Genomic DNA, 25,723 nt, shown 5'->3' on the forward strand with positions numbered 1-25,723 from the left:
CGGCATCTATCACATTGTCCATATCAGGGCCTACCTGAATGGTTACTGTGGCCGATGCACAAACATTAGGGTCGGGAATAACATTACATACTTGATAAATTACAGTAACAGTTGAGTTGGATTCGGACTCTACAGGAGTATAGTTCAAGAAACCAGTTTCTTCATCAAAAAGAACAGTTCCTAAGGCGCTGCCACCAATCATGGATAAAGACGTAATACCCAAATTGTCAGGGTGATTATTGGGCAGGTAATCATCATTTTCCAAAATATTGATCGCTACTTCTGTCAAGGCAGGGGTTGACCCGGAGTCATCCCTCGCAGTTGCAACAAGTGGATCGGGATCTGTTCCATTTGGGTTTCCGTCATTGTCACAATCAAGAACCTCCCAATCTACACTAGGGGTCAAGGTTACACTTTCGGGAAGGTAATCGCATGGATCCAAAGGATCTGTACCATCGGTTTTCTCGTCCTCGTTGGTAACCCCATCCCCGTCGCAGTCAGTATCGTTCCATGTACCGTTGGGAGTTACCGTTTGATGGGCCAACACAAAATCGCAGGGATCAAACGGATCTGTACCGTCTTCATTCTCGTCCTCGTTAGTTACCCCATCACCATCACAATCGGCTGTTAAATAGGCCCCATTTTGGGTTAAGGTCACACTCTCTGGATTATAATCGCAGGGATCAAGTGGATTAGTATTGTCCTCTTTTTCCTTTATTGTAGTTACCCCATCCCCGTCATCATCAATATCACGATAATTTACATCATCAACACCGTCCGTATTTGGAAGGTCGCTAGCCGGATTATCAATTTCATCATTTACGTCAAAGCCATCATTAAGGTCCTCTCCTTCATAACCATCATCCAAGCCATCCCCGTCACTATCAGTTCCTATATAAATTTGATCAGGAGTACCATCAAAATTGAAGTCATTCCCCTCTATATTATCCGGAACCGTGTCGTTGTCCGTATCCAGGTCCAAATAATCCGGCATATCAGTACCATCCGTATTCACTGGAATCAAGCCTTGGTTAACTGGCCCATCATAGGCATTATCCAATCCATCATTGTCACTGTCCAAACCGGTTGGCGGAATATATCCCTCGGTTGTTTGAGCCTCCACATTATCTGGAATTCCATCATTGTCAGAATCAATGTCCACCCTATCAGGGTAACCATCTCCATCAGAATCTATATCCTTGCTAAAAGTAATTGTTTGTGGATCAACAAAGTTATCCAGACAAGAAAATTGAATTCCAGATTGTCTAGGAACATTGGTTGTGAAATTATCGTTGGTAGCGGTCTGAATCCCAAATCGGAAGACAAAAGTACTTATATCCACAAATTCAACTGCCACATTAACTGACGGATGGGTATTGGATATTCCGTCATATTCCTTCATGCCCCCATTGATCAAAAGTCCCCCTGAAGTATAGTTTACCCCTACTTCAGTAGGGTTGTCATACGTATAACTCACCGGAGTATCGAACCTATTGAATTCCTGATATTGACTATTACCATCTACGTCGATAAAATTGGCGATGAGTTCATCAAGTACAGCAGATTCATTCGTCCCTGTTTTCACCATGGAAATCCGTAAATCCACATAAGGCCTTCTAATTACATCTGTAGTTGTAAACTCAATCTCGGGTTTAAAAAACTCAGGATCAACCGAATTTTGATCCAAGGTACTAATTCTACCATTCACCACACTCTCGATAGTTACCAGAGCATCCAGATTATCTGTAATAAGGGAAAATCTATAGACTGCTCCTTCAGATAGGGCGTCACCAGATTCCAAGGTTGGCGTATTGCTGAAATTCAAATTGGGTACTGTTTCACAATCGAAATCAGTACTCAGTACACTGGATTCCAAACTATCAAGTATACCATCGTTGTCCGAGTCTAAATCCAAATAATCGGGAACACCATCACCATCCGTATCTATGGGAATAAGACCACCTCCATTGCCAGGTGCGATTTCATAAGCATCATCCAATCCATTCTTATCACTATCCACTTTAGAAGGGGAAATATAGTCCCTTGAAACCTGCGCTTCAATATTATCCAAAATCCCATCGTTATCAGAATCCACATCCAAATAATTAGGAATCCCATCACCATCCGTATCGATAGTCCCCTCAATAGAATCTAAAATACCGTCCCCATCAGAATCAACATCGTTAGAATCCGGAACGCCATCCCCATCTGAATCCACACTAACTATGCTATACGATAGGTAAACGGGAATATTATCAAAGGAAGAAGTAAGGACCAAGGCCAAAAAAGCCAAAGTGAAACCAAAAGCTCCACTAACTTTTCCTTTAAAATTAAACAAAGTAATTTTTTCCATAAATGATAGTTTTATAACAACTCATCACCATGGCATAATAGGTAATATAGAAAAGTAAGAAGTTGGGGCCAACTCCAATTTTACATGCAAGATATATTTAAAAAATCAATAGTCATAAGGTTTTCCAGCCATAAATTTTATAAAATCTGCCAATAACCGTATTACTCGACAAAGTGTTAATTATTTTTTGAAACGACTTCAAGGATATGTCATTTACGACTTAAAAATAGATGGTTAAACAACAATGTAGCGTAGGTTTTTTCGACTTAAAAAGTAATTAAAAGACCCATATAATTGCAAAACCGAACAACTAATTTTTCTTAAAATAACTCGAGTTGGTCTACATTAAAACTAAAATAATGATTACTAAAATTCTAGTTCTTCAAAGAAAATCCCAAACGCCAATTGTCAGCCACAAAAAAACTTAGACTAAAAAAACTACCGTAAATCTACTCTTTTATTCACCCTAAAATCTAATGAACTAAAACCAAGTATGAATGAAATACCACCTTAAATCCATAATATCCACCAATAAATAATTCTTTACCGTATTTACCGGCATTTGCTGGTTGAAAAAATTAATTTGACTTATTTTTGCCGAAATCAAATAATCAATGAGTTTTAGGGAACAAATTGAAAGAAGAAGGACTTTCGGTATAATATCACATCCCGATGCAGGGAAAACAACGCTTACAGAAAAATTACTACTTTTCGGAGGCGCCATTCAAGAGGCGGGAGCCGTGAAAAACAATAAGATAAAGAAGACGGCTACAAGCGACTTTATGGAAATTGAAAAACAAAGGGGTATTTCGGTAGCCACCTCTGTTCTTGCCTTTATTTACAAAGACAAAAAAATAAATATCCTAGATACCCCAGGTCACAAGGATTTTGCGGAAGATACCTTTAGAACCCTTACTGCCGTTGATAGCGTTATTGTTGTTATTGACGTTGCAAAAGGTGTAGAGGAGCAAACTGAAAAATTGGTAGAAGTATGTAGAATGCGCAACATCCCGATGATCGTATTCATCAACAAATTGGACAGGGAAGGAAAAGATGCCTTCGATCTATTGGACGAAGTTGAACAGAAATTGGGCCTTTCCGTAACTCCTTTAAGTTTCCCCATTGGCATGGGGTATGATTTTAAGGGAATCTACAATATTTACGAAAAGAACATAAACCTTTTTAGTGGGGATAGTAAAAAGAATATTGAAGACACTATTGCTTTCGACGATATAAATAACCCCCAGCTTGAAAAAATCATTGGAACCAAAGCAGCCACGGAACTTAGGGACAATTTGGAGTTGGTAAATGGGGTATACCCTCCATTTGACACGGAAAGCTACCTCAAAGGAACACAGCAACCCGTATTTTTTGGTTCCGCCCTTAACAATTTTGGAGTAAGGGAACTATTGGACTGTTTTATAGACATTGCCCCTTCGCCTCGGGCAAAAATGGCCGAAGAACGCTTGGTCCAAGCCAATGAAAAAGAATTAACGGGCTTTGTATTTAAGATACACGCCAATATGGATCCCAAGCACAGGGACCGACTTGCTTTTATAAAAATAGTTTCTGGTACTTTTGAAAGAAACAAACCCTATTTACATGTTCGGCAAAACAAAAATTTAAAATTCTCAAGTCCCAATGCATTTTTTGCCGAAAAAAAAGAAATTGTGGATATTTCCTATCCTGGGGATATAGTTGGACTGCATGATACCGGAAATTTCAAAATTGGGGACACTTTAACGGAAGGTGAAATTTTACACTACAAAGGCATACCCAGTTTTTCCCCGGAACATTTTAGATATATCAATAATGCGGATCCCATGAAAGCCAAACAGCTTAACAAGGGAATTGATCAGTTGATGGATGAGGGTGTCGCACAATTATTCACCCTGGAAATAAATAACCGAAAGGTTATAGGAACCGTGGGTGCCCTACAATTTGAAGTTATCCAATACCGTCTGGAACATGAATATGGTGCCAAATGTACGTATGAAAACTTCCCTGTCTATAAAGCTTGCTGGGTAGACCCAAAAGACAGGAACAGTGAAGAATTTAAGGAATTTAAACGTGTAAAACAGAAATTTTTGGCCAAGGACAAGAGAAAACAACTCGTCTTTCTTGCGGACTCCCAATTTTCATTGCAGATGACACAACAAAAATACCCCAATGTAAAACTTCATTTTACTTCAGAATTCGACTAATAATACTTGGATTCCCATATAATTAAAAAAACCTTCAGTAGCCACAGAAGGTTTTTGATTTTTAAGCCTCACCGGTTGGTCCAAAATTTAATGGAATTGGAGGTTGCTCATAATCCTTTATAGTACCATGGGCCTTTTCAAAGCGACTAACATTATCGCCTAATGCCTTTAAGAATTTCTTGGCATGCTGCGGGGTAAGCACAATTCTACTTTTTACCTTTGCCTTGGGAGCACCGGGCATCATACTAATAAAATCCACTACAAACTCCGAAACAGAATGATTGATTATAGCCAAATTGGAATATATTCCCTCAGCTGTTTTCTCATCCAATTCTATATTGATCTGTTTTTGGTTTTGATCTTTATCACTCATTATATATAATGATTATCTATTACTATTTAACTAAGTGGTATTGAACAAATAACATTTCTTACTATTTGTCCAAAAAAAAACCTCGGTGAATAACACCGAGGTTCTAATTATTTAGAATTTCAATTCCTCTTTTCGGGCCATGATTTCATCGTATTCCTCTTTAGAGCCTACAATGATATTATCATAATCCCTCATACCCGTACCTGCTGGTATTTTATGACCAACGATTACGTTTTCTTTCAATCCTTCCAGAGTATCTATCTTGCCGCTTACGGCAGCTTCGTTAAGTACTTTGGTCGTTTCTTGGAAAGAAGCGGCCGAAATAAATGATTTCGTCTGCAAGGAAGCACGTGTAATTCCTTGAAGAATCGGTGTAGCAGTTGCTGCCACAGCATCCCTAGCCGTCACCAAATTCTTATCATTACGTTTAAGAATGGAATTTTCATCCCTTAATTCGCGGGCACTTACAATCTGACCCGGTTTTAAATTTTCGGAATCACCTGCATCTTCTACCACTTTCTGTCCAAAAATCTCATCGTTCTCTTGAATAAAATCATCCTTATGAACCAATTGATTTTCCAAGAAGATAGTATCTCCCGGATCCTCAATACGTACTTTACGCATCATTTGACGAACTACCACCTCAAAGTGCTTATCATTGATCTTCACCCCTTGTAAACGATATACTTCCTGAACTTCGTTCACCAAGTATTGTTGTACAGCTGATGGTCCTTTGATTGCCAAAATGTCCTCTGGAGTGATTGATCCATCGGATAATGGCATCCCGGCACGTACATAATCATTTTCTTGAACAAGAATTTGATTGGACAATTTCACCAAGTATTTCTTAACCTCACCCAATTTGGATTCAATGATAATCTCACGGTTACCTCTCTTTATCTTACCAAAGGAAACAACACCATCTATTTCGGAAACAACCGCAGGGTTGGATGGGTTACGAGCTTCAAACAATTCGGTAACTCTTGGAAGACCTCCGGTAATATCTCCAGCCTTAGCGGATTTACGCGGTATTTTAACCAATATTTTACCTTCGTTGATCTTGTCTCCATCATCAACCATAATGTGCGATCCAACCGGAAGGTTATAAGAACGCAACACTTCATCCTTATTGTTCTTGATCAATAGGGTAGGAATCAATTTCTTGTTTCTGGATTCCGAAATTACTTTCTCTTGGAATCCAGTCTGTTCATCAATTTCTACCTGGTAAGTTACACCTTGTTCTATGTTTTCATAAGCGATCTGCCCAGGGAATTCTGACACAATAACCCCGTTATATGGATCCCAAGAACAAATAACTTGACCTTTCTCGACTTTTTCACCATTCTTAATGAATAACTGTGAACCGTAAGGAATGTTATTGGTACTTAACGTTATTCCAGATTTTGCATCTACCACCTTAATCTCAGATGTCCTAGAGATTACTATTTCAGATTTTTTACCTTCTCCATCTTGACTGGAAACTGTCCTTAAATCTTCAATTTCCGCAATACCGGCAAATCTGGCCTCCAATTTATTTTCTTCAGAGATGTTACCTGCAATACCTCCCACGTGGAAAGTACGCAATGTTAACTGTGTTCCTGGTTCACCAATAGACTGTGCAGCTACTACACCAACAGCCTCACCTCGTTGTACCATTTTATTGGTAGACAGGTTTCTACCATAACATTTACCACAGATACCCTTCTGGGCCTCACATGTCAATGCAGAACGCACCTCTACTTTTTCAACTGGGGATGCTTCTATCTTCTTAACATCCGATTCCATAATTTCCTGACCTGCCTTTAAAAGCAATTCTTCAGAAATAGGATCGTAAACATCATGTAAAGAAACCCTTCCAAGGATACGCTCCCCTAATGTTTCAACAATCTCTTCATTTTTCTTAAGAGCCTCAACCTGAACCCCTCTAAGAGTCTCACAATCCTCAATATTAATAATTACATCTTGTGAAACATCCACCAAACGTCGTGTTAGATAACCTGCATCCGCCGTTTTCAACGCCGTATCCGCAAGACCCTTACGTGCACCGTGGGTAGATATAAAGTATTCAAGAATGGATAGACCCTCTTTAAAGTTGGATAAAATGGGGTTTTCAATAATTTCCCCACCTCCAGCAGTAGATTTCTTTGGTTTCGCCATTAATCCACGCATACCGGTCAACTGGCGAATCTGTTCCTTGGAACCCCTTGCACCAGAATCCAACATCATATACACAGAGTTAAATCCTTGCTGATCCTCACGAATACGCTTCATTGCCAATTCTGTCAACATAGCATTGGTAGATGTCCAAACATCAATTACCTGATTGTAACGTTCGTTATTGGTAATAAGACCCATGTTATAGTTGGCCATAATACCATCTACCTGTGTATTGGCATCGGCAATCATTTCATGCTTTTCTGGTGGAATAATAATATCCCCCAAACTAAAGGATAAGCCACCTTTAAAGGCAAATTCATACCCCATAGTTTTGATCTTGTCCAAGAACTCGGCAGTAGTAGGAACATCGGTAACACTTAATATATTACCAATAATATCCCTTAGTGATTTCTTGTTCAATACCTCGTTAATGTATCCTGCCTGCTCTGGAACAACCATGTTAAACAATACCCTACCAACTGTTGTTGGAATGATCTGATTAACCAATTCACCAGCTTCATTAAAATCTTTGGCACGTACCTTAATACCGGCGTTAAGATCCAATTTTCCTTCATTAAAGGCAATAACCACCTCTTCATAGGAATAGAAGGTAAGACCTTCTCCTTTTACATGTACTTCTGGAGTAGACTTTCTTTCCTTGGTCATATAATAAAGACCCAAGACCATATCCTGAGATGGTACGGTAATTGGCGAACCATTTGCAGGGTTTAGGATATTATGTGATGCCAACATTAGAAGTTGCGCCTCCAAAATAGCCTCAGGTCCCAAAGGCAAATGAACTGCCATTTGATCCCCATCAAAATCCGCATTAAATGCAGTACATACTAATGGGTGCAAACGTATAGCCTTACCTTCAATAAGCTTTGGCTGGAACGCCTGAATACCCAATCTGTGCAACGTAGGAGCACGGTTTAGCAATACTGGATGTCCTTTCAAAACATTTTCAAGTATATCCCAAACTACAGGTTCTTTCTTGTCAATGATCTTCTTGGCAGATTTCACCGTTTTTACAATACCCCTTTCAATCAGTTTACGGATTACAAAAGGTTTGTATAATTCAGCGGCCATATCTTTTGGCAGACCACATTCAAACAACTGCATTTCAGGGCCAACGACGATTACCGAACGAGCGGAATAATCCACACGTTTACCCAAAAGGTTTTGACGGAAACGACCTTGCTTACCTTTCAATGAATCCGACAGCGACTTAAGTGGCCTATTGGATTCGGTTTTAACTGCAGATGCCTTACGTGTGTTATCAAACAAGGAATCCACTGCCTCTTGAAGCATACGTTTCTCATTTCTAAGAATTACCTCAGGGGCCTTAATTTCGACCAATCTCTTAAGACGGTTATTTCTTATAATAACCCTTCTGTAAAGATCGTTCAAATCCGAAGTTGCAAAACGACCACCATCCAATGGTACTAATGGACGCAATTCTGGCGGAATAACAGGAATTACCTTCATGATCATCCAATCCGGTCTGTTCTCCCTATTTTCTTGGGATTCCCTTAAAGCTTCAACTACCTGAAGTCTTTTCAAGGCCTCGGTTTTACGTTGTTTGGAAGTTTCCGTATTGGCCTTATGTCTCAATTCATAAGACAATTGGCTCAAGTCTATTCTTGCCAAAAGGTCAATAAGACATTCCGCTCCCATTTTAGCGATAAACTTATTTGGGTCAGTATCTTCCAAGTACTGATTCTCCTGTGGAATGGAATCCAATATATTCAAATACTCCTCTTCGCTCAAGAAGTCCATTTTTTGGATTTCCTCACCGTCGGGTCCTTTGGCAATACCTGGCTGAATTACTACATAACGCTCGTAGTAAATGATCATATCCAATTTCTTGGAAGGCAAACCTAATAGGTAACCAATTTTATTGGGCAGGGAACGGAAATACCAGATATGGGCAACAGGAACTACCAAATTAATGTGCCCTACCCTATCTCTTCGTACCTTTTTCTCTGTTACCTCTACCCCACAACGATCACAAACAATACCACGGTAACGGATTCTCTTATATTTACCACAAGCACATTCATAATCCTTTACAGGACCAAAAATACGCTCACAGAATAGACCGTCCCGCTCAGGCTTGTGCGTTCTATAGTTAATAGTTTCAGGTTTTAAAACTTCACCTCTTGACTCTGCCAAAATAGCTTCTGGAGATGCCAAACCGATTGAAATTTTATCGAACCTTTTAATGGTATTATTATCTTTTAGTCTAGCCATAACTATATTCTGATACTAATTTAATTCTTGTTATTAGGAATAGTGTTCAAAACCAATCCTTATTATTCTTCCAATCTAATATCCAAACCTAATCCCTTAAGTTCGTGCATTAATACGTTGAAAGATTCTGGCAAACCAGGTTCTGGCATGGTCTCTCCCTTCACGATAGACTCATACGTTTTAGCCCTACCTATAACATCATCCGACTTCACGGTCAATATTTCACGTAGAGTAGCAGAGGCTCCATAAGCTTCCAGTGCCCAAACTTCCATCTCTCCAAAACGCTGTCCACCAAATTGTGCTTTACCACCCAATGGCTGCTGCGTAATAAGTGAATATGGTCCTATTGAACGGGCATGCATCTTATCGTCTACCATATGTCCTAATTTCAACATATAGATAACCCCAACGGTCGCTGGCTGATCAAAACGCTGTCCTGTTCCACCATCATAAAGATAGGTATGTCCAAATCTTGGAATTCCAGCTTCATCGGTATAGGCATTGATTTCATCCAATGTTGCACCATCAAAAATCGGGGTCGCATATTTCTTCCCTAATTTTAATCCGGCCCATCCTAATACAGTTTCATAAATCTGTCCAATGTTCATACGTGAAGGTACCCCTAATGGATTCAATACAATATCCACAGGTGTCCCATCCTCAAGGAACGGCATGTCCTCATGACGTACAATCCTGGAAACAATACCTTTGTTTCCGTGACGACCCGCCATTTTATCACCAACCTTTAGTTTACGTTTTTTAGCAATATAAACTTTGGCCAATTTCATAATACCAGCAGGCAATTCATCTCCTACAGAAATAGTGAACTTATCCCTTCTAAGGTTACCCTGAAGATCGTTCAATTTAATCTTATAGTTATGTAAAAGATCGGTTACCAAGGTATTGCTTTCCTTATCCGTAGTCCAACTTCCACCAACCAAATGGGCAAAATCATCAACGGCATTCAACATTTTCATGGTATATTTCTTCCCTTTTGGCAACACTTCTTCCCCAAGGTCGTTCAATACCCCTTGAGAAGTTTTGCCGTTGACCAATGTAAATAGTTTTTCAACCAATACATCTTTCAACTGTTGGAACTTTACTTCGTATTCCAACTCCAATTTGGAAAGTTCTTCTTTGTCCTCGGAACGCTTACGCTTATCCTTAACAGATCTTGAGAACAATTTTTTGTCTATAACAACCCCTCTAAGAGATGGGGATGCCTTTAAGGAAGCATCTTTTACATCACCGGCCTTATCACCAAAAATGGCGCGTAATAATTTTTCTTCCGGAGTAGGATCGGACTCACCTTTAGGAGTGATCTTACCGATCAAAATATCCCCAGGCTTAACTTCCGCTCCAATACGGATCATTCCGTATTCATCCAAATCCTTGGTTGCTTCTTCAGAAACGTTAGGAATATCATTGGTCAACTCTTCAGCTCCCAATTTGGTATCCCTTACTTCCAAAGCGTATTCATCCACGTGGATAGAGGTAAAGATATCCTCACGAACCACTTTTTCAGAAATTACGATAGCATCCTCAAAGTTGTAACCTTTCCATGGCATAAATGCCACTACCAAGTTTCTACCCAAGGCCAATTCTCCACTTTCCGTTGCATAACCTTCACAAAGGACCTGTCCTTTTTTAACCTTGTAACCCTTTTTAACAATTGGTTTAAGGTTAATACTTGTTCCTTGGTTGGTTTTTCTAAACTTGACCAATTCATAAGTTTTGGAATCCTCTTCGAAACTTACCAATCTTTGCTCTTCGGTACGGTCGTACTTTATAGTGATTTTTTGGGAATCAACATATTCTATAACCCCATCTCCTTCTGCATTGATCAATACCCTTGAATCTGACGCTACTTGACGTTCCAAACCTGTACCTACGATAGGCGACTCCGGCTTCAATAATGGAACTGCCTGACGCATCATGTTAGATCCCATCAAGGCCCTGTTGGCATCATCATGCTCCAAAAATGGAATTAAAGATGCCGAAATAGACGCTATCTGGTTTGGCGCAACATCGGTATATTGGATTTCAGCAGGATCTACTACTGGGAAATCCCCTTCTTCCCTTGCAATTACCTTCTCCGCAGTAATGGTTCCTTTTTCATCCATAGGAATGTTTGCCTGGGCAATTTTCATTCCTTCCTCTTCTTCTGCACTTAGGTAAGTAAAGTCATTAATGTTTACTGTACCGTTATCAACCTTACGATATGGTGTTTCCAAGAAGCCCATTGGGTTCACCTTGGCAAATACCGAAAGTGAGGAAATCAATCCAATGTTTGGTCCTTCAGGAGTTTCAATAGGACAAAGTCTACCGTAGTGCGTATAGTGAACGTCACGTACCTCAAACCCTGCTCGTTCCCTAGAAAGTCCACCTGGTCCTAATGCCGATAATCTTCTCTTGTGCGTAATTTCGGCCAATGGATTGGTTTGATCCATAAACTGTGATAACTGGTTGGTACCAAAGAAAGAGTTGATCACAGAAGACAAGGTCTTGGCGTTGATCAAATCTATTGGGGTAAACACCTCATTATCACGTACGTTCATACGCTCGCGAATTGTTCTGGCCATACGTGCCAGACCAACACCAAACTGCTGTGATAATTGCTCACCAACAGTCCTTACCCTACGGTTGGAAAGGTGGTCAATATCATCGATCTCAGCTTTGGAGTTGATCAACTCGATCAAATATTTTATAATGGTAATGATATCTTCCTTGGTCAAGACCTGCTTGTCCATTCCAATATCCAATCCCAATTTTTTGTTCATTCTATAACGTCCAACCTCACCTAGGTTATAACGTTGATCGGAGAAGAACAATTTATCTATGATACCACGTGCTGTTTCCTCATCTGGCGGTTCAGCATTACGCAATTGACGATAAATATGTTCAACCGCTTCTTTTTCAGAGTTTGTTGGATCCTTTTGAAGGGTGTTATGGATAATGGCATAATCGCTTTGTGCATTATTCTCTTTATGCAAAAGAATAGTCTTCACATCAGCTTCCAATATCTCATTTATGTGATCTTTTTCTAAAATAGTATCACGGTCCAGAATAATCTCATTTCTCTCAATAGATACCACTTCACCAGTATCCTCATCCACAAAATCCTCATGCCATGTATTCAATACTCTAGCCGCCAATTTACGACCCAATACTTTCTTTAATCCGGCATTGGAAACTTTAACCTCTTCAGAAAGGTCGAATATCTCCAAAATATCCTTATCCCTTTCAAAACCAATGGCTCTGAACAGGGTAGTAACCGGTAATTTTTTCTTTCTATCAATATAGGCGTACATAACACCATTGATATCTGTTGCAAATTCTATCCAGGAACCTTTAAACGGAATAACCCTGGCAGAATACAATTTAGTTCCGTTAGCATGGAAAGATTGACCAAAGAAAACTCCAGGAGAACGGTGTAACTGGGAAACCACAACACGTTCTGCGCCATTGATAACAAAGGTACCACTAGGCGTCATGTAAGGAATAGTCCCTAAGTACACATCTTGTACAATAGTCTCGAAATCCTCATGTTCGGGATCTGTACAATATAATTTTAATCTTGCTTTTAATGGAACACTATAAGTTAGTCCACGCTCTATACATTCTTGAATGGAATATCTCGGTGGATCAATGAAATAATCTAAAAATTCTAATACGAACTGGTTCCTTGTGTCTGTAATTGGAAAGTTTTCCATGAAGGTATTGTACAAGCCTTCATTGCCCCTTTCGTCAGATTTAGTTTCAAGTTGAAAAAAATCTTGAAATGATTTAATCTGAATGTCCAAGAAATCCGGATAATTCGGCGTGTTCTTAGCGGATGCGAAACTTATTCTTTCAGTCTGATTTGTGAACATCTATGGACAAAATTTTGATCGTGAATACTATAATTGGGTAGTGTATGCCTCTATACACGGTATGTATAAAAAGGCTTAGGTCTAGCCACAAAAAGCGGAAAGACCTAAACCAAAATATTAATGGTTGTTGTTGCTATTATTTAAGCTCAACTTCCGCTCCTGCTTCTTCCAAAGATTTTTTAATTCCTTCAGCTTCGTCTTTAGAAACACCTTCCTTAACGGCTTTTGGTGCGCTATCAACGATGTCCTTAGCATCTTTCAATCCTAAACCAGTTAATTCCTTAACCAATTTAACTACTGCCAATTTAGAAGCACCAGCTGCTTTCAATATAACATCGAATTCTGATTTTTCCTCAGCAGCCTCGCCACCATCGGCAGCACCGCCACCAGCAGCAACAGCAACTGCAGCAGCTGCAGGCTCTATACCATACTCTTCTTTTAATATATTAGCCAACTCATTTACTTCCTTTACTGTAAGGTTAACCAATTGTTCTGCGAAATCTTTTAAATCTGCCATTTTTCTATCGTTTAATAAAATTTTAAAATATAATTGTTTTTAGTGCGTACGTATTATCTTTCTGATAATGTCTTAAGGATTCCAGCAAGTTTACCACCGCCAGATTTAAGTCCGGAAATAACATTTTTGGCTGGGGATTGTAACAATCCGATAATTTCTCCAACCATTTCCTCTTTAGACTTAATGCTTTCCAAAGCATCCAATTGATCATCACCAACATAAATTGCTTCGGCAATATATGCTCCCTTCAACAAAGGCTTGTTAGACTTTTTTCTAAAAGTCTTGATCAGCTTTGCAGGTGCATTTCCGGTTTCCGAAAACATTAAAGAGGTATTCCCCTTCAATACTGATGGAAGTTCACCGAAATCCTTATCCGAAGCCTCCATTGCTTTTGCAAGCAAGGTGTTTTTAACTACAGCAAGTTTTATATCAGCCTTGTAACAAGCCCTTCTTAATGCTGAAGTAGTTTCAGCATTTAATCCGGAAATATCGGCTAAATATATAGTGGAGCTATCCCCTAACTGCGCAGTTAAATCTTGTATAACATTTAATTTCTCTTCTCTTGTCATAATAAAAATTTTTAACTACCAGTTAAACTGCTTTTGGATCCAATGCAACACTAGGACTCATGGTACTGGACATATATATAGTTTTTACATATACTCCTTTGGCTGCAGTTGGCTTTAATTTTACCAATGTATCCAACAATTCGTTGGCATTGTCCGCAATTTTATCTGCTGAGAAAGATACTTTCCCGATTGCAGCATGCACAATTCCTGTCTTATCCACTTTAAAATCGATCTTACCGGCTTTTACCTCGGCTACCGCCTTGGCAACATCCATAGTAACCGTACCTGTCTTTGGGTTCGGCATAAGACCTCTTGGTCCCAAGACCCTACCTAAAGGACCTAGCTTACCCATAACACTTGGCATTGTGATGATGACATCAACATCGGTCCAACCGTTTTTAATTTTATCCAAATACTCGTCCAATCCTACAAAATCAGCACCAGCTTCTTTAGCCTCTGCCTCTTTGTCCGGTGTTACCAAAGCCAAAACCTTAACATCTTTACCGGTACCATGGGGAAGTGTAACAACACCACGAACCATTTGATTGGCTTTTCTTGGATCAACGCCCAAACGTACAGCCAATTCAACAGATGCATCGAATTTTGTATTGGTTATTTCTTTTACTAAAGCAGATGCCTCTTGAACAGAATAGAGTTTATTCTTATCTATTTTGCTGTGGGCTTCCTTTTGCTTCTTTGTTAATTTTGCCATTCTAAATTGCTTTTAAGATTTTAAAAAGGTCTGTTGCCTGCAACTTTTAAACCCATAGATCTTGCCGTACCTGCAACCATACTCATTGCCGATTCTACCGTAAAGGCATTAAGATCTACCATTTTGTCTTCAGCGATCAACTTGATCTGGTCCCAAGATACACTTGCAACCTTGTTTCTGTTAGGCTCGCCAGATCCTTTTTTAATCTTAGCCGCTTCCATTAATTGAACTGCCGCCGGCGGTGTCTTTACAACAAAGTCGAACGACTTGTCTTTATAAACCGTGATCGCCACTGGCAATACTTTGCCTGGTTTGTCCTGTGTACGTGCATTGAATTGCTTACAGAACTCCATAATGTTGACCCCGGCAGCACCTAAAGCGGGTCCAACCGGTGGCGACGGATTCGCTGCACCTCCCCTAACTTGTAGTTTAACTACTTTACTTACTTCTTTTGCCATTGTTTAAAATTAAATTTAAAGAGTGTTAATTTGGAAGCAACACTTCTTTTATCTATGTAACAGTTCTTACTAAACTTTTTCTACCTGCATATAACTGAGTTCCAATGGTGTTTTTCTTCCAAAAATTTTCACCATAACTTCCAGCTTACGCTTTTCTTCGTTAATTTTTTCAACGGTTCCGTTAAAACCATTGAATGGACCATCAATAACCTTCACGGTCTCACCAAATACAAATGGTATGGCAACACTATCGGTCTTAACCGCCAATTCATCCACTTTACCAAGCATTCTATTCACTTCGGACTTTCTCAAAGGAACGGGATCCCCGCCTTTGGTCTCACCCAAAAAACCAATAACATTGGTAATAGAACGGATAATATGAATCATTTCACCACCAAGGTTAGCTTTGATCATAATATATCCAGGAAAATAAACACGTTCCTTATTAATCTTTTTTCCGTTCCTTATTTGCACCACTTTTTCAGTAGGAACAAGAACTTCTTCCAAATAGTCTTCAAAACCAAGCCTAGCAACTTCCGCCTCTATATAGCCCTTAATTTTGTTTTCCTGACCACTTACAGCCCTTACAACATACCATTTCTTATCCAATACTTCTGACATACGGTGCTACTTAATTGATTATGTTATTGAAATACAGTTGTATCAATTTACTAAACAAACTATCAACACCCCAAGTCGCAAGCGCAAAAATTATAGAAAATACCGCTACGATTACCATCAAGTTGGAAGACTCCGCCCTTGTAGGTAAAGTAACGTTATTCCTAAGTTCGTCTATAGATTCTCTTATATATGTAATCATGCTGCGAAAAATTTATTTTCTTAACTATAAAACAAGGCCTTAAAAAAATACTGACGACATCATCCCAATCAGAAAAGAACCCATTATATTTTGCACGGGCGGAGAGGCTCGAACTCCCGACACCTGGTTTTGGAGACCAGTGCTCTACCAACTGAGCTACACCCGTTTATATTTACATTGAAAGGTATCCCGCTTTAGCAAGACACCCTCAATGTAAACAATACTATACTAAAATATTAATCTAATATCTTGGTAACCTGACCTGCACCAACTGTTCTACCACCTTCACGGATAGCAAAACGCAAACCTTCGCTAAGTGCAATTGGCGACAATAAGTCAACAGTAATAGTAAGGTTATCCCCAGGCATAACCATCTCAACTCCACTTGGAAGATTGATAGTACCAGTAACATCGGTAGTTCTTACATAGAACTGAGGACGGTAGTTATTATGGAATGGAGTGTGACGTCCACCTTCTTCTTTTTTAAGGATATACACCTCAGCTTCAAATTTAGCGTGCGGCTTAACAGAACCTGGCTTACAGATTACCATTCCTCTTTTTATTTGAGATTTTTCAATACCTCTCAAAAGGATACCCACGTTATCTCCAGCTTCACCTCTATCCAATATCTTACGGAACATCTCTACCCCAGTAATTGTAGAGTTTAATTTCTCAGCACCCATACCGATGATCTCAACCGGATCTCCAGTATTCGCAACTCCTGTTTCAATACGTCCAGTAGCAACAGTTCCACGACCTGTAATTGTAAATACGTCTTCAACAGGCATCAAGAAAGGCTTATCAACATCCCTAGTTGGCAATTCGATCCAGTTATCAACAGCATCCATCAACTCCATTACAGTATCAACCCATTTTTGCTCACCGTTAAGTGCACCTAAGGCAGATCCAGAAATAACAGGACCATTGTCACCATCGTACTCGTAGAAAGAAAGCAATTCCCTCACTTCCATTTCAACCAATTCCAAAAGCTCCTCATCATCAACCATATCCACTTTGTTCAAGAAAACAACGATTCTTGGAATACCAACCTGACGACCCAAAAGGATGTGCTCGCGAGTTTGTGGCATAGGACCATCAGTAGCAGCAACAACCAATATAGCACCGTCCATCTGGGCAGCACCAGTAACCATGTTCTTTACGTAATCCGCGTGACCTGGACAATCCACGTGAGCATAGTGACGGTTCGCGGTAGAGTATTCTACGTGTGAAGTATTAATAGTAATACCTCTTTCCTTTTCCTCTGGAGCGTTATCGATAGAATCGAAACTTCTCATTTCAGAAAGTCCTGCGTTTGCCAATACTGTAGTAATCGCAGCAGTCAATGTAGTTTTACCGTGATCCACGTGTCCAATAGTACCTATATTTAAATGCGGTTTGGAACGATCAAATGTTGCCTTTGCCATGTTTGTTAATTTTAATTCTTAGTTTATATTAGTGTACAAATAATGCCTTAATTGAGCCAATGATGAGATTTGAACTCATGACCTCTTCCTTACCAAGGAAACGCTCTACCCCTGAGCTACACCGGCATCTTTAATTTTAACCATTGGGCCAGGCCCAATCTAAAACTATAACCCTATACCCAAAGTTTAAGAGCGTTGACGAAGTTTACCCTCGGCGTCGCTCAGGACAGGATAACTAAATCTTGTCCATTTAATTTTAATTGCGCAAAGCCCCATCAAAGGAGCTTTTGCTTTTAAAATTTAGAGCGGGAGACCGGGTTCGAACCGGCGACATTCAGCTTGGAAGGCTGACGCTCTACCAACTGAGCTACTCCCGCTTTTATAATTTTTAGGCAAACCTAAAAATTAATTTCATCATTTCAAAAAAAACTTTTTGTATTTTCATACAAAGACCATTCAAGGCCTTTTGTGGGGAGAGCAGGATTCGAACCTGCGAAGACGTAGTCAGCAGATTTACAGTCTGCCCTCGTTGGCCGCTTGAGTATCTCCCCAAACCATATTTTAAAGAACCTAAGAAAATATAAATTTTCTTTTTTTTTAGAGCCGATAGAAGGACTTCCCTCCCCTAAGCCCGGGACAAACTTTTCGTCCCGATCACTTTTCAACCCTTTATCAAAATTTCAAACAAAAATAACACTATTTCTGCTTTCTTTTTGAGCCGATAGAGGGACTCGAACCCACGACCTGCTGATTACAAATCAGCTGCTCTAGCCAGCTGAGCTACATCGGCTTTTGTTACTTTTTTCCTCAAAAAAAAGTCCGCTATTTCTAACGGACTGCAAATGTAGATATTTATTTATTTAATCAAAACATTTTTTAATAATTTTTTTAAGCATTTAATCTTATTTTTTCTTTTCGCTTAACCAACTTCCGTTCCAAAGAACTACATGCCGTGTCCACAGCCTCTTCAAAGGACTTGCATTGTTTTTTTACCACAAACTTATCTTTAGGAACCAACACCTTGATTTCCACAATTTTATTTTCCTTGGCACTTGTGTTTTCAACCTTAAGATATACATCAGAACTAATTACCTTGTCATAAAACAGTTCCATTTTATTTAATCTTGCCTGAATAAAGTCAATAAGCTTTCCGTCTGCAGTGAAATTCACCGATTGTGCATTTACTTTCATAGAATGAAGTTTTAAAAGAGTTAAACAATAAAAGACAAAGACCGTACTACTTCTTACTTCTAGGATGAGCGGAGAAATGTACCTTCTTTAATTCCGCAATACTATTATGGGTATATACTTGTGTTGACGCCAAACTGGAATGCCCCAATAATTCCTTTACGGAATTTAAATCCGCACCCTTATTTAGCAAATGTGTGGCAAAGGTATGTCTTAAAATATGCGGACTCTTTTTCACCTTGGCCGACACTAAACTAAAATACTTATTTATAATTCTATAAACAAGCGTTTCATAGATTTTATTGCCTTTGCCAGAAAGAAAAACATAGGCTTCATCCTCTACTGCTTTCAACCTGCTACGCTCCAGATTATATTCCAAGAACAATTCCTTGGTCGTCTCCAAAAGCGGAATGATCCGTTCCTTATTTCGCTTCCCCAATACTTTTATTGTCCCGGCCTTACAATCCACATCCTTAACCCTAAGACCTATCAGTTCTGCGCGTCTAATTCCGGTGGTATAAAGTAATTCAATTATCAACTTGTCACGCTTGCCTTCAAAATTATTCTCGAAAGGAATTTGGGAAATAACATTCTCCATCTCAATTTCGGAAAACGGAATCTCTATTTTCTTTGAAGTTTTGAGCGCTTTGTGCTTTGCCAAGGGGTTAATGGTCAAAATTCCAACTCTCAAGAGAAATTTATAATACGCCTTTAAGGATGCAATTTTACGATTTACAGACCTGTTGGAGACACCTGATTCTACCAGGCTAACTATCCAACTCCTAATGAGGTTGTAGGATATTTGGTTAATTTCCTCAAGTTGAAACTGCTGCCTACAATAATTTTTAAATTCCACCAAATCATTCCGGTATGCCGTTGTGGTATGCGGAGAATAGTTCTTCTCCAGTGACAAATAGGAAATAAATGATTCTATGGACATAACCCAAAGTTACAAAAGATAAACCCTGCTAAGTGTAGGATACAAAAAAAAAGTCCCACATGAAGTGGAACTTTTTATACTATTATAAATTCAAGTAGATCTAGATTTCTTCTTTATCCCTAAGACCTTGAATATATTGAGCTTTCTGAATCTTCGCTCTGTTCTCTACAGATGGCTTAGTAAACTGCTGACGTTTTCTCAACTGTCGCATTGTACCTGTCTTGTCGAACTTACGCTTGAAACGCTTTAAAGCTCTATCGATGTTTTCTCCTTCTTTTATTGGTATTATTAACATGGGCAATAACCTCCTCTCTTTTGTGATTAAGGCTGCAAATATATACCTTAAAAATGAATTACAAATAATTATTTTAAAATTTTTCTGGCAATAACCACTTTCTGTATCTCAGTGGTACCTTCCCCAATAGTACACAACTTGGAATCCCTATAGAATTTCTCTACGGGGAAATCCTTGGTAAATCCGTATCCACCGTGTATCTGCACTGCCTCATTAGCTACTTTTACACATACCTCAGAAGCATACATTTTGGCCATAGCCCCCAATTTGGTAACATTACGACCTTCGTTTTTCATGAAAGCCGCTTTGTGCAAAAGCAATTCCGAGGCTTCAATTTCAGTGGCCATGTCCGCAAGTTTAAAGGAAATACCTTGAAATTGGCTGATCGGCTTTCCAAACTGCACCCGCTCCTTGGAATATTTCAGGGCGGCTTCGTAAGCACCTTTGGATATTCCCAAGGACAAAGCTCCAATGGATATTCTTCCACCGTCCAAAATCTTCATGGATTGCACAAATCCTTCACCTACACCCCCCAATCTATTGGAATCCGGAATCTTGCAATTATCAAATACCAATTCAGCGGTTTCACTAGCCCTCATTCCGAGCTTGTTTTCTTTTTTTCCACTGCTAAAGCCAGGTGTGCCCTTTTCCACTACAAAGGCGGTCATGCCATGACTATCCCCTTTCTCACCAGTTCTTACCACTACTACTGCAATATCTCCACTCTTACCGTGGGTAATAAAATTCTTGGCTCCGTTCAATATCCAGGAGTCGCCTTCCTTGACGGCAGTAGTACTCATACCTGCGGCATCGGAGCCGGTATTGTGCTCCGTAAGGCCCCAGGCCCCAATCCATTCGGCAGAAGCCAATTTTGGAATCCATTTTTTCTTTTGTGCCTCATTGCCAAAACTAAGAATATGATTGGTACACAAGGAATTATGCGCTGCTACCGATAATCCTATGGAAGGATCTACTTTGGAAATCTCCTCAATGATAGCAACATATTCATGATAACCCAAGCCGGAACCACCCAGCTCCACAGGGACCAAAACCCCCATAAAACCCATTTCCCCGGCCCTCTTAAAAACCTCAACAGGAAATGTTTGGGCCTCATCCCAATCCATTACATAAGGCCTAATATATTGTTCAGCAAACTCCTTGGCAGAGGCAGCCACCATTTGTTGAGTTTCAGAGTAATCAAAACTCATTGTTGAAGGGGTATCAATAACCATTATTCGCAATTTTTTTATAATTGCAAATATAACTTAATTATATCTAATCTATCCGAAGGGAAATCTTCGATTTCCATTAAATCGTCAAATGTAGCAATGCCCCCGTTCGCTTCCCTGAAAGCCACAATACGCGCTGCCACTTCATATTTTATGTAAACAAGTTTTGAGATATCCCTTGGTGTAGCTTGGTTAATATTGATTTTTGATATAGGCGGACTATTCAATATCCTGTAGTCTTTAAGAACTTTTGCAACCACCTCCGGCTCCAGGCCATAAACGTGCCCTAATTGCTCCTCAACCAAAAAACCTCCCAAGCGATCCCTAAATTTCACAATGCGCTGGGACAGCTTTTCCCCAATTCCATTCACGGACTTTAATTCTTCTGCGGTAGCAGTATTAAGATCCTTGACTTTACCAGGTTTAATGGAATTGTAACCCGACACGGATTCCGATCCCATTGAAGAGTGGGACACATCGCTAACGAACGCCTCCTTACTTCCTTTTTGAGTCCATTCGGGAAACTTAAAATAGGGCTGTAAACGTTCCAATAGGGAATCGGATATCAATGTTACTTTCTGAAATTGCTCCCCAGAATTTACAAACTGGTTTTTAGCCCTAAATACATGTAAACGGTCTATTTCCTCTGTAGACATACCCAAAACGTAACCTTTGTAATCTGTTATAAAATTAGGATTAAATGGATATACAGCGATGGAATCCTTCTCTTGGTTGCGACTTCTTAGTTCATCGATTTTTACCTGGTATTCCCCATCCTCCAAAAAGGAATTGACCTTTTCCGTCGCAGGGTAGGATTTAACGACAAAATATACGATTTGGAAAATAACTATAAGAAACAATAAAAAGAAAATCCCACTTCGCTCCTGTTTATTGAACTTAAAGTGGGATTTAAACGATTTTCTGTTCACGAGTCAAACTTAATATCTTAAAAGCACTTTTCATTTTCACAGTATAAGACCTAAAGACCATTACTACTTACTGCTACTAAGGCATCGCTATAAAAGCGGCTAAATTCAAAATGTCAACCTCCCCCAATACCGGGCTAGTTATTAGCTAAATATAGTAAAATAAGACCGTATTACTTAACTGTATTAAAAAGAAAATCCCACCTCATTCCTGTTTACGGAATTAAAGATGGGATTAATACTTTTTATACTAGGCTTTTAATTATGCCTTTCCCTTTTTTTTGTAAAGCATATTTGCCTTGAGTTTTACCAAATAGTCGTCAAGATCCCTTTTCACCTCACCGGACATCAGATAGAGTCCGATGATGTTTGGAAAGGACATGGCCAAAATCATCATATCCGAAAAATCCAATACTGCCCCTAAACTTACAGAAGCACCTACCACCACAAAAACAAGGAACAACATCTTATACACAAACTCAACTTTTTTGCTTTTCCCAAAAAGATAGGTCCAAGCCCTCATCCCATAATAGGACCAGGAAATCATGGTTGAAAATGCAAACAGAAATACCGCTAAGGCCAATACATATGGAAACCATGAAAGTACACTACCAAAGGCATCCGAGGTTAATTGGGCGCCTGCCATACCCTCCACTTCGTGCATTCCAGTAAATATTAAAACCAAGGCGGTTAAAGTACATACCACGACGGTATCTATAAATGGCTCCATGAGCGCCACAAAACCTTCTGAAGGCGGATGGTTTGTCTTCGCCGTACTATGTGCTATTGCCGCTGAACCAACCCCGGCCTCGTTGGAGAATGCGGCCCGCTGAAAACCAACGATCAAAACTCCTATAACACCTCCTTTGAGCGCACTTGGACTAAAAGCCCCATCCACTATGGCCGCAAATGCAGGGCCAATATTTTCTATATTGATGATGATTACCGTTAAGGCAGCCAGAATATAAATAGAAGCCATAATTGGCACTACCCTTCCGGTTACATTGGCAATACTATTAATTCCACCAATAATTACCACTCCTACAAGAATTGCCGTAATTACTCCAAACCAAAACCCATTGCCCTGTAATGCAGGGAATTGCCCGGAAAGCTGTTCAAAAGATTGATTGGCCTGAAACATATTTCCCCCTCCAAAGGAAGCCCCCACCGCTAATACGGCAAACAGGCCGGCAAGCGCCTTACCTAAACCTTTTAGATTCCTTTTCTCCAGACCATAGCGCAAATAGTTCATTGGACCTCCAAAAACACGGCCATCAGGAAGTATATTACGGTATTTAACCCCTAAGGTACACTCCACAAATTTGGAAGACATTCCCAAAAGACCGCAGACAATCATCCAAAAAGTTGCACCAGCACCTCCTAGGGAAACGGCCACCCCTACCCCAGCAATATTACCAAGTCCCACCGTACCGGAAACGGCAGTCGCCAAGGCTTGAAAATGTGTTACCTGTCCCGGGGCATCCGGATCGTCATATTTACCTTTGGCCAAATCAATGGAATGTCTAAACCCCCTAAAATTGATAAAGCCCATTCTCAACGTAAAGAAAATAGCTCCTATTACCAACCAAATTACGATAAATGGAATAGCCTTTTGCTGTGGATCACCATTGGGATGGGTTATAACAACTGGCTCATCATATTTCACCTCTGCCAAAAAATGAGCTCCTTGTTCAATTACATGTTCCGTATTCTCCGAATTGTATATCACCCCTCCTTCCTTGGCCAAATATTTTAATTGACCACTGACGGGTGTAGTTATTGTTTCGGTAGTACCATTACTTTTGGAGATAATTGCAATATCATCCCCTTTTTTTACTTTTTGACCTTCAGGCTTCAACCACTGCTTTAAAATAAACTTATCCTTAGTATCAGGTGACCAACCTGGGATTCCAATACGTTTCACATCCGCATATACCACGGGATCATAAATACCAATGGCGGCAAAAGGATCCCAAAACAGTACGGACCCCAATGCACTAACTGCAGGTGTCATAACTCCATTAAAAAATTCAGTAATTGCCTCGGTAGGTACTTTGTAGACCTTGGTAACCTGCAACCCCTTGGCATCGGTAATGGTTACGGTATAAGGAAGGCCCTCTATAAGATTTGTGGCTTGATTAGCTGATAGCGGGGTGTTTTGATTACTCCATTTATACTGATAAGGTGGGGTACCACCGTCAACCTCCAATTTTACAACACCATCATTAATGTTGTTCGAAGGATTGTAAATAGATTCCTTTACAATAAGTTCTTGGGAAAACATTACACACGTAAACAGTAAAAAAATGGATGATATATATTTCTTCATAAGTAGCTTGAAAAGTTAATTTTGTTGGTTTAGCTTTAAATATCCCGGCAATATCCTAAAAATAATGCTTGGAATCAAATATAATTGTTTCTATACTCAATCTATATGGAACATTTCATTTAATTTTTTTATTTGTTCCGGTCTCCCCAATACAATAACTTTCCCCTGAGGTTGCAATTTTAAATCGGCCTCTGGGTTAATTATATAATTGCCATTGGGCTCAATATATCCAATTATGGTACAGCCCGTCTTCCTTCTCAAATCCAGATCGCGCAAAGAATGCTTGTCTATCTTGGTCATAAAACTTTCTATGGTGACCTCTTCCAAATTGGTAGTATTTTTCCCATCCGTTGATAGTTTGTCCATAAAGGTAATTAGGTCCGGTATTACCACTAAGGAGGCCATATGATCCCCTCCTATTTTATCGGGCATAATTACCTTGTCCGCCCCGGCTAACCTTAACTTTTTTTGGGAAGTTATTTGGGAAGCCCTACTAATAATAAATAAATTTTTGTTCAATTGCCTGGCGGAGAGTACCACAAATAGGTTGGCAGCATCATCGGGCATGGCCGTAATCAGGTATTGGGCCCTTTCTATCCCAGCTTCTATCAAAGTATCATCCTCATTGGCATCACCTTCAACAAAAAGGATCTCGTCTTCAAACTTCTCTATGACTTCCCTATTTTTTTCAATAACCACAAAGGGCCGGTTATAAGCCTTTAACCTTTCCGCAGCCTGATTTCCATTTCTGCCAAAACCACAAATAACTACATGTTTGCTTAAACTGTTGATTTTATTTTTCACCTTTTTTTTCTTTAGAAGTTGAAGCGCATTTCGACTTAGGATGTATTCGGTTATTACTGAAATTGCGAACGCAAATATAAATACACTTGTTACAATTAAAACGACTGTAAATATTTTTGCCTCGGCATCCAACGGACGTACCTCAGAAAAACCAACGGTTGTAACCGTAATAATGGTCATATAAAAGGCGTCTATCCAGGTATAGTCCGATAGGTACCTATACCCCAATACCCCGAACAACAGGACCATGACCAATAAAGCCAACGCCAAATACATTCGGGAGCGAAAAAGTCTTATCAT

The 25,723-nt window shown here is 39.6% G+C and carries 18 protein-coding genes, 5 tRNA genes and 1 pseudogene; 1 reads left to right on the forward strand and 23 read right to left on the reverse strand.

What is annotated here, in order from left to right; genetic code table 11:
- A pseudogene (locus B9Y87_RS21925) lies at positions 1–2,353 on the reverse strand (hypothetical protein); the annotation flags it as partial.
- A gap of 614 nt (positions 2,354–2,967) precedes the next feature.
- Between B9Y87_RS21925 and B9Y87_RS11975 the strand changes: the two are divergent.
- Positions 2,968–4,557 carry a peptide chain release factor 3 gene (locus B9Y87_RS11975; RefSeq protein ID WP_085499265.1) on the forward strand — a complete coding sequence of 530 codons (1,590 nt, stop codon included), beginning with the start codon at positions 2,968–2,970 and terminating at the stop codon, positions 4,555–4,557.
- 61 nt (positions 4,558–4,618) lie between these two features.
- Here B9Y87_RS11975 and B9Y87_RS11980 read toward each other — a convergent pair whose 3' ends face one another.
- The 22 genes from B9Y87_RS11980 to B9Y87_RS12085 form a co-directional block, all read right to left on the reverse strand.
- Positions 4,619–4,930 (reverse strand): DUF3467 domain-containing protein, encoded by a 312-nt coding sequence (locus tag B9Y87_RS11980; RefSeq protein WP_072863284.1) that lies wholly within the window; start codon positions 4,928–4,930, stop codon positions 4,619–4,621.
- Positions 4,931–5,041: 111 nt separating this feature from the next.
- Positions 5,042–9,340: a DNA-directed RNA polymerase subunit beta' gene (gene rpoC, locus B9Y87_RS11985; protein ID WP_085499266.1), complete on the reverse strand. Its 4,299-nt coding sequence runs from the start codon at positions 9,338–9,340 to the stop codon at positions 5,042–5,044.
- 62 nt (positions 9,341–9,402) lie between these two features.
- Complete coding sequence (gene rpoB, locus B9Y87_RS11990) at positions 9,403–13,212, reverse strand: DNA-directed RNA polymerase subunit beta (protein WP_085499267.1); 3,810 nt, start codon at positions 13,210–13,212, stop codon at positions 9,403–9,405.
- A gap of 136 nt (positions 13,213–13,348) precedes the next feature.
- The gene (gene rplL / locus B9Y87_RS11995; protein WP_085499268.1) at positions 13,349–13,729 is read right to left on the reverse strand and encodes a 50S ribosomal protein L7/L12; all 381 of its coding nucleotides are present in this window, start codon (positions 13,727–13,729) and stop codon (positions 13,349–13,351) included.
- Positions 13,730–13,782: 53 nt separating this feature from the next.
- Positions 13,783–14,298 carry a 50S ribosomal protein L10 gene (gene rplJ, locus B9Y87_RS12000; protein WP_072863292.1) on the reverse strand — a complete coding sequence of 172 codons (516 nt, stop codon included), beginning with the start codon at positions 14,296–14,298 and terminating at the stop codon, positions 13,783–13,785.
- A gap of 22 nt (positions 14,299–14,320) precedes the next feature.
- On the reverse strand, positions 14,321–15,010 hold the full coding sequence (rplA, locus tag B9Y87_RS12005) for a 50S ribosomal protein L1 (RefSeq protein WP_085499269.1): 690 nt from the start codon (positions 15,008–15,010) through the stop codon (positions 14,321–14,323).
- 20 nt (positions 15,011–15,030) lie between these two features.
- A complete protein-coding gene (rplK, locus tag B9Y87_RS12010) occupies positions 15,031–15,468 on the reverse strand; it encodes a 50S ribosomal protein L11 (RefSeq protein ID WP_031444830.1) in 438 nt (145 codons plus the stop codon).
- Between the two features lie 69 nt (positions 15,469–15,537).
- Complete coding sequence (gene nusG / locus B9Y87_RS12015) at positions 15,538–16,089, reverse strand: transcription termination/antitermination protein NusG (protein ID WP_072863294.1); 552 nt, start codon at positions 16,087–16,089, stop codon at positions 15,538–15,540.
- A gap of 10 nt (positions 16,090–16,099) precedes the next feature.
- Positions 16,100–16,288 carry a preprotein translocase subunit SecE gene (gene secE, locus B9Y87_RS12020; RefSeq protein WP_072863295.1) on the reverse strand — a complete coding sequence of 63 codons (189 nt, stop codon included), beginning with the start codon at positions 16,286–16,288 and terminating at the stop codon, positions 16,100–16,102.
- A 93-nt stretch (positions 16,289–16,381) separates the two neighbouring features.
- Positions 16,382–16,454: transfer RNA gene (locus B9Y87_RS12025), tRNA-Trp, on the reverse strand.
- Between the two features lie 70 nt (positions 16,455–16,524).
- Positions 16,525–17,712, reverse strand: a complete 1,188-nt coding sequence (tuf, locus tag B9Y87_RS12030; protein ID WP_085499270.1) for an elongation factor Tu — start codon at positions 17,710–17,712, stop codon at positions 16,525–16,527.
- A 54-nt stretch (positions 17,713–17,766) separates the two neighbouring features.
- Positions 17,767–17,838: transfer RNA gene (locus B9Y87_RS12035), tRNA-Thr, on the reverse strand.
- A gap of 178 nt (positions 17,839–18,016) precedes the next feature.
- Positions 18,017–18,089: transfer RNA gene (locus B9Y87_RS12040), tRNA-Gly, on the reverse strand.
- Between the two features lie 92 nt (positions 18,090–18,181).
- A tRNA-Tyr gene (locus tag B9Y87_RS12045) sits at positions 18,182–18,263 on the reverse strand.
- 165 nt (positions 18,264–18,428) lie between these two features.
- Positions 18,429–18,502 (reverse strand) — tRNA-Thr (locus tag B9Y87_RS12050).
- 98 nt (positions 18,503–18,600) lie between these two features.
- Positions 18,601–18,903, reverse strand: a complete 303-nt coding sequence (gene hpf, locus B9Y87_RS12055) for a ribosome hibernation-promoting factor, HPF/YfiA family (RefSeq protein ID WP_031444834.1) — start codon at positions 18,901–18,903, stop codon at positions 18,601–18,603.
- A 46-nt stretch (positions 18,904–18,949) separates the two neighbouring features.
- The gene (locus B9Y87_RS12060) at positions 18,950–19,840 is read right to left on the reverse strand and encodes a tyrosine-type recombinase/integrase (RefSeq protein WP_085499271.1); all 891 of its coding nucleotides are present in this window, start codon (positions 19,838–19,840) and stop codon (positions 18,950–18,952) included.
- Positions 19,841–19,940: 100 nt separating this feature from the next.
- Positions 19,941–20,135: a 30S ribosomal protein S21 gene (gene rpsU, locus B9Y87_RS12065; RefSeq protein ID WP_031444836.1), complete on the reverse strand. Its 195-nt coding sequence runs from the start codon at positions 20,133–20,135 to the stop codon at positions 19,941–19,943.
- Positions 20,136–20,203: 68 nt separating this feature from the next.
- Positions 20,204–21,343 (reverse strand): acyl-CoA dehydrogenase family protein, encoded by a 1,140-nt coding sequence (locus B9Y87_RS12070; protein WP_085499590.1) that lies wholly within the window; start codon positions 21,341–21,343, stop codon positions 20,204–20,206.
- 38 nt (positions 21,344–21,381) lie between these two features.
- Complete coding sequence (locus B9Y87_RS12075) at positions 21,382–22,293, reverse strand: ComEA family DNA-binding protein (RefSeq protein WP_085499272.1); 912 nt, start codon at positions 22,291–22,293, stop codon at positions 21,382–21,384.
- Positions 22,294–22,552: 259 nt separating this feature from the next.
- The gene (locus B9Y87_RS12080; RefSeq protein WP_085499273.1) at positions 22,553–24,619 is read right to left on the reverse strand and encodes an amino acid carrier protein; all 2,067 of its coding nucleotides are present in this window, start codon (positions 24,617–24,619) and stop codon (positions 22,553–22,555) included.
- Between the two features lie 96 nt (positions 24,620–24,715).
- Positions 24,716–25,723 carry a potassium channel family protein gene (locus B9Y87_RS12085; protein ID WP_085499274.1) on the reverse strand — a complete coding sequence of 336 codons (1,008 nt, stop codon included), beginning with the start codon at positions 25,721–25,723 and terminating at the stop codon, positions 24,716–24,718.

The sequence above is a fragment of the Arenibacter troitsensis genome (genome assembly GCF_900177645.1).
GTDB classification, from domain to species: domain Bacteria; phylum Bacteroidota; class Bacteroidia; order Flavobacteriales; family Flavobacteriaceae; genus Arenibacter; species Arenibacter troitsensis.

Coding starts and splice junctions, on each gene's coding strand:
- hpf (WP_031444834.1), bottom strand. CDS start 18,903: ATGAAAGTAAATGCACAATCGGTGAATTTCACTGCAGACGGAAAGCTT.
- rplL (WP_085499268.1), bottom strand. CDS start 13,729: ATGGCAGATTTAAAAGATTTCGCAGAACAATTGGTTAACCTTACAGTA.
- rplK (WP_031444830.1), bottom strand. CDS start 15,468: ATGGCAAAAGAAGTAAGTAAAGTAGTTAAACTACAAGTTAGGGGAGGT.
- B9Y87_RS12080 (WP_085499273.1), bottom strand. CDS start 24,619: ATGAAGAAATATATATCATCCATTTTTTTACTGTTTACGTGTGTAATG.
- rpoB (WP_085499267.1), bottom strand. CDS start 13,212: ATGTTCACAAATCAGACTGAAAGAATAAGTTTCGCATCCGCTAAGAAC.
- nusG (WP_072863294.1), bottom strand. CDS start 16,089: ATGTCAGAAGTATTGGATAAGAAATGGTATGTTGTAAGGGCTGTAAGT.
- rplA (WP_085499269.1), bottom strand. CDS start 15,010: ATGGCAAAATTAACAAAGAAGCAAAAGGAAGCCCACAGCAAAATAGAT.
- B9Y87_RS12060 (WP_085499271.1), bottom strand. CDS start 19,840: ATGTCCATAGAATCATTTATTTCCTATTTGTCACTGGAGAAGAACTAT.
- tuf (WP_085499270.1), bottom strand. CDS start 17,712: ATGGCAAAGGCAACATTTGATCGTTCCAAACCGCATTTAAATATAGGT.
- B9Y87_RS12085 (WP_085499274.1), bottom strand. CDS start 25,723: ATGATAAGACTTTTTCGCTCCCGAATGTATTTGGCGTTGGCTTTATTG.
- rpoC (WP_085499266.1), bottom strand. CDS start 9,340: ATGGCTAGACTAAAAGATAATAATACCATTAAAAGGTTCGATAAAATT.
- secE (WP_072863295.1), bottom strand. CDS start 16,288: ATGATTACATATATAAGAGAATCTATAGACGAACTTAGGAATAACGTT.
- B9Y87_RS11975 (WP_085499265.1), top strand. CDS start 2,968: ATGAGTTTTAGGGAACAAATTGAAAGAAGAAGGACTTTCGGTATAATA.
- B9Y87_RS12070 (WP_085499590.1), bottom strand. CDS start 21,343: ATGAGTTTTGATTACTCTGAAACTCAACAAATGGTGGCTGCCTCTGCC.
- B9Y87_RS11980 (WP_072863284.1), bottom strand. CDS start 4,930: ATGAGTGATAAAGATCAAAACCAAAAACAGATCAATATAGAATTGGAT.
- rplJ (WP_072863292.1), bottom strand. CDS start 14,298: ATGACAAGAGAAGAGAAATTAAATGTTATACAAGATTTAACTGCGCAG.
- rpsU (WP_031444836.1), bottom strand. CDS start 20,135: ATGTTAATAATACCAATAAAAGAAGGAGAAAACATCGATAGAGCTTTA.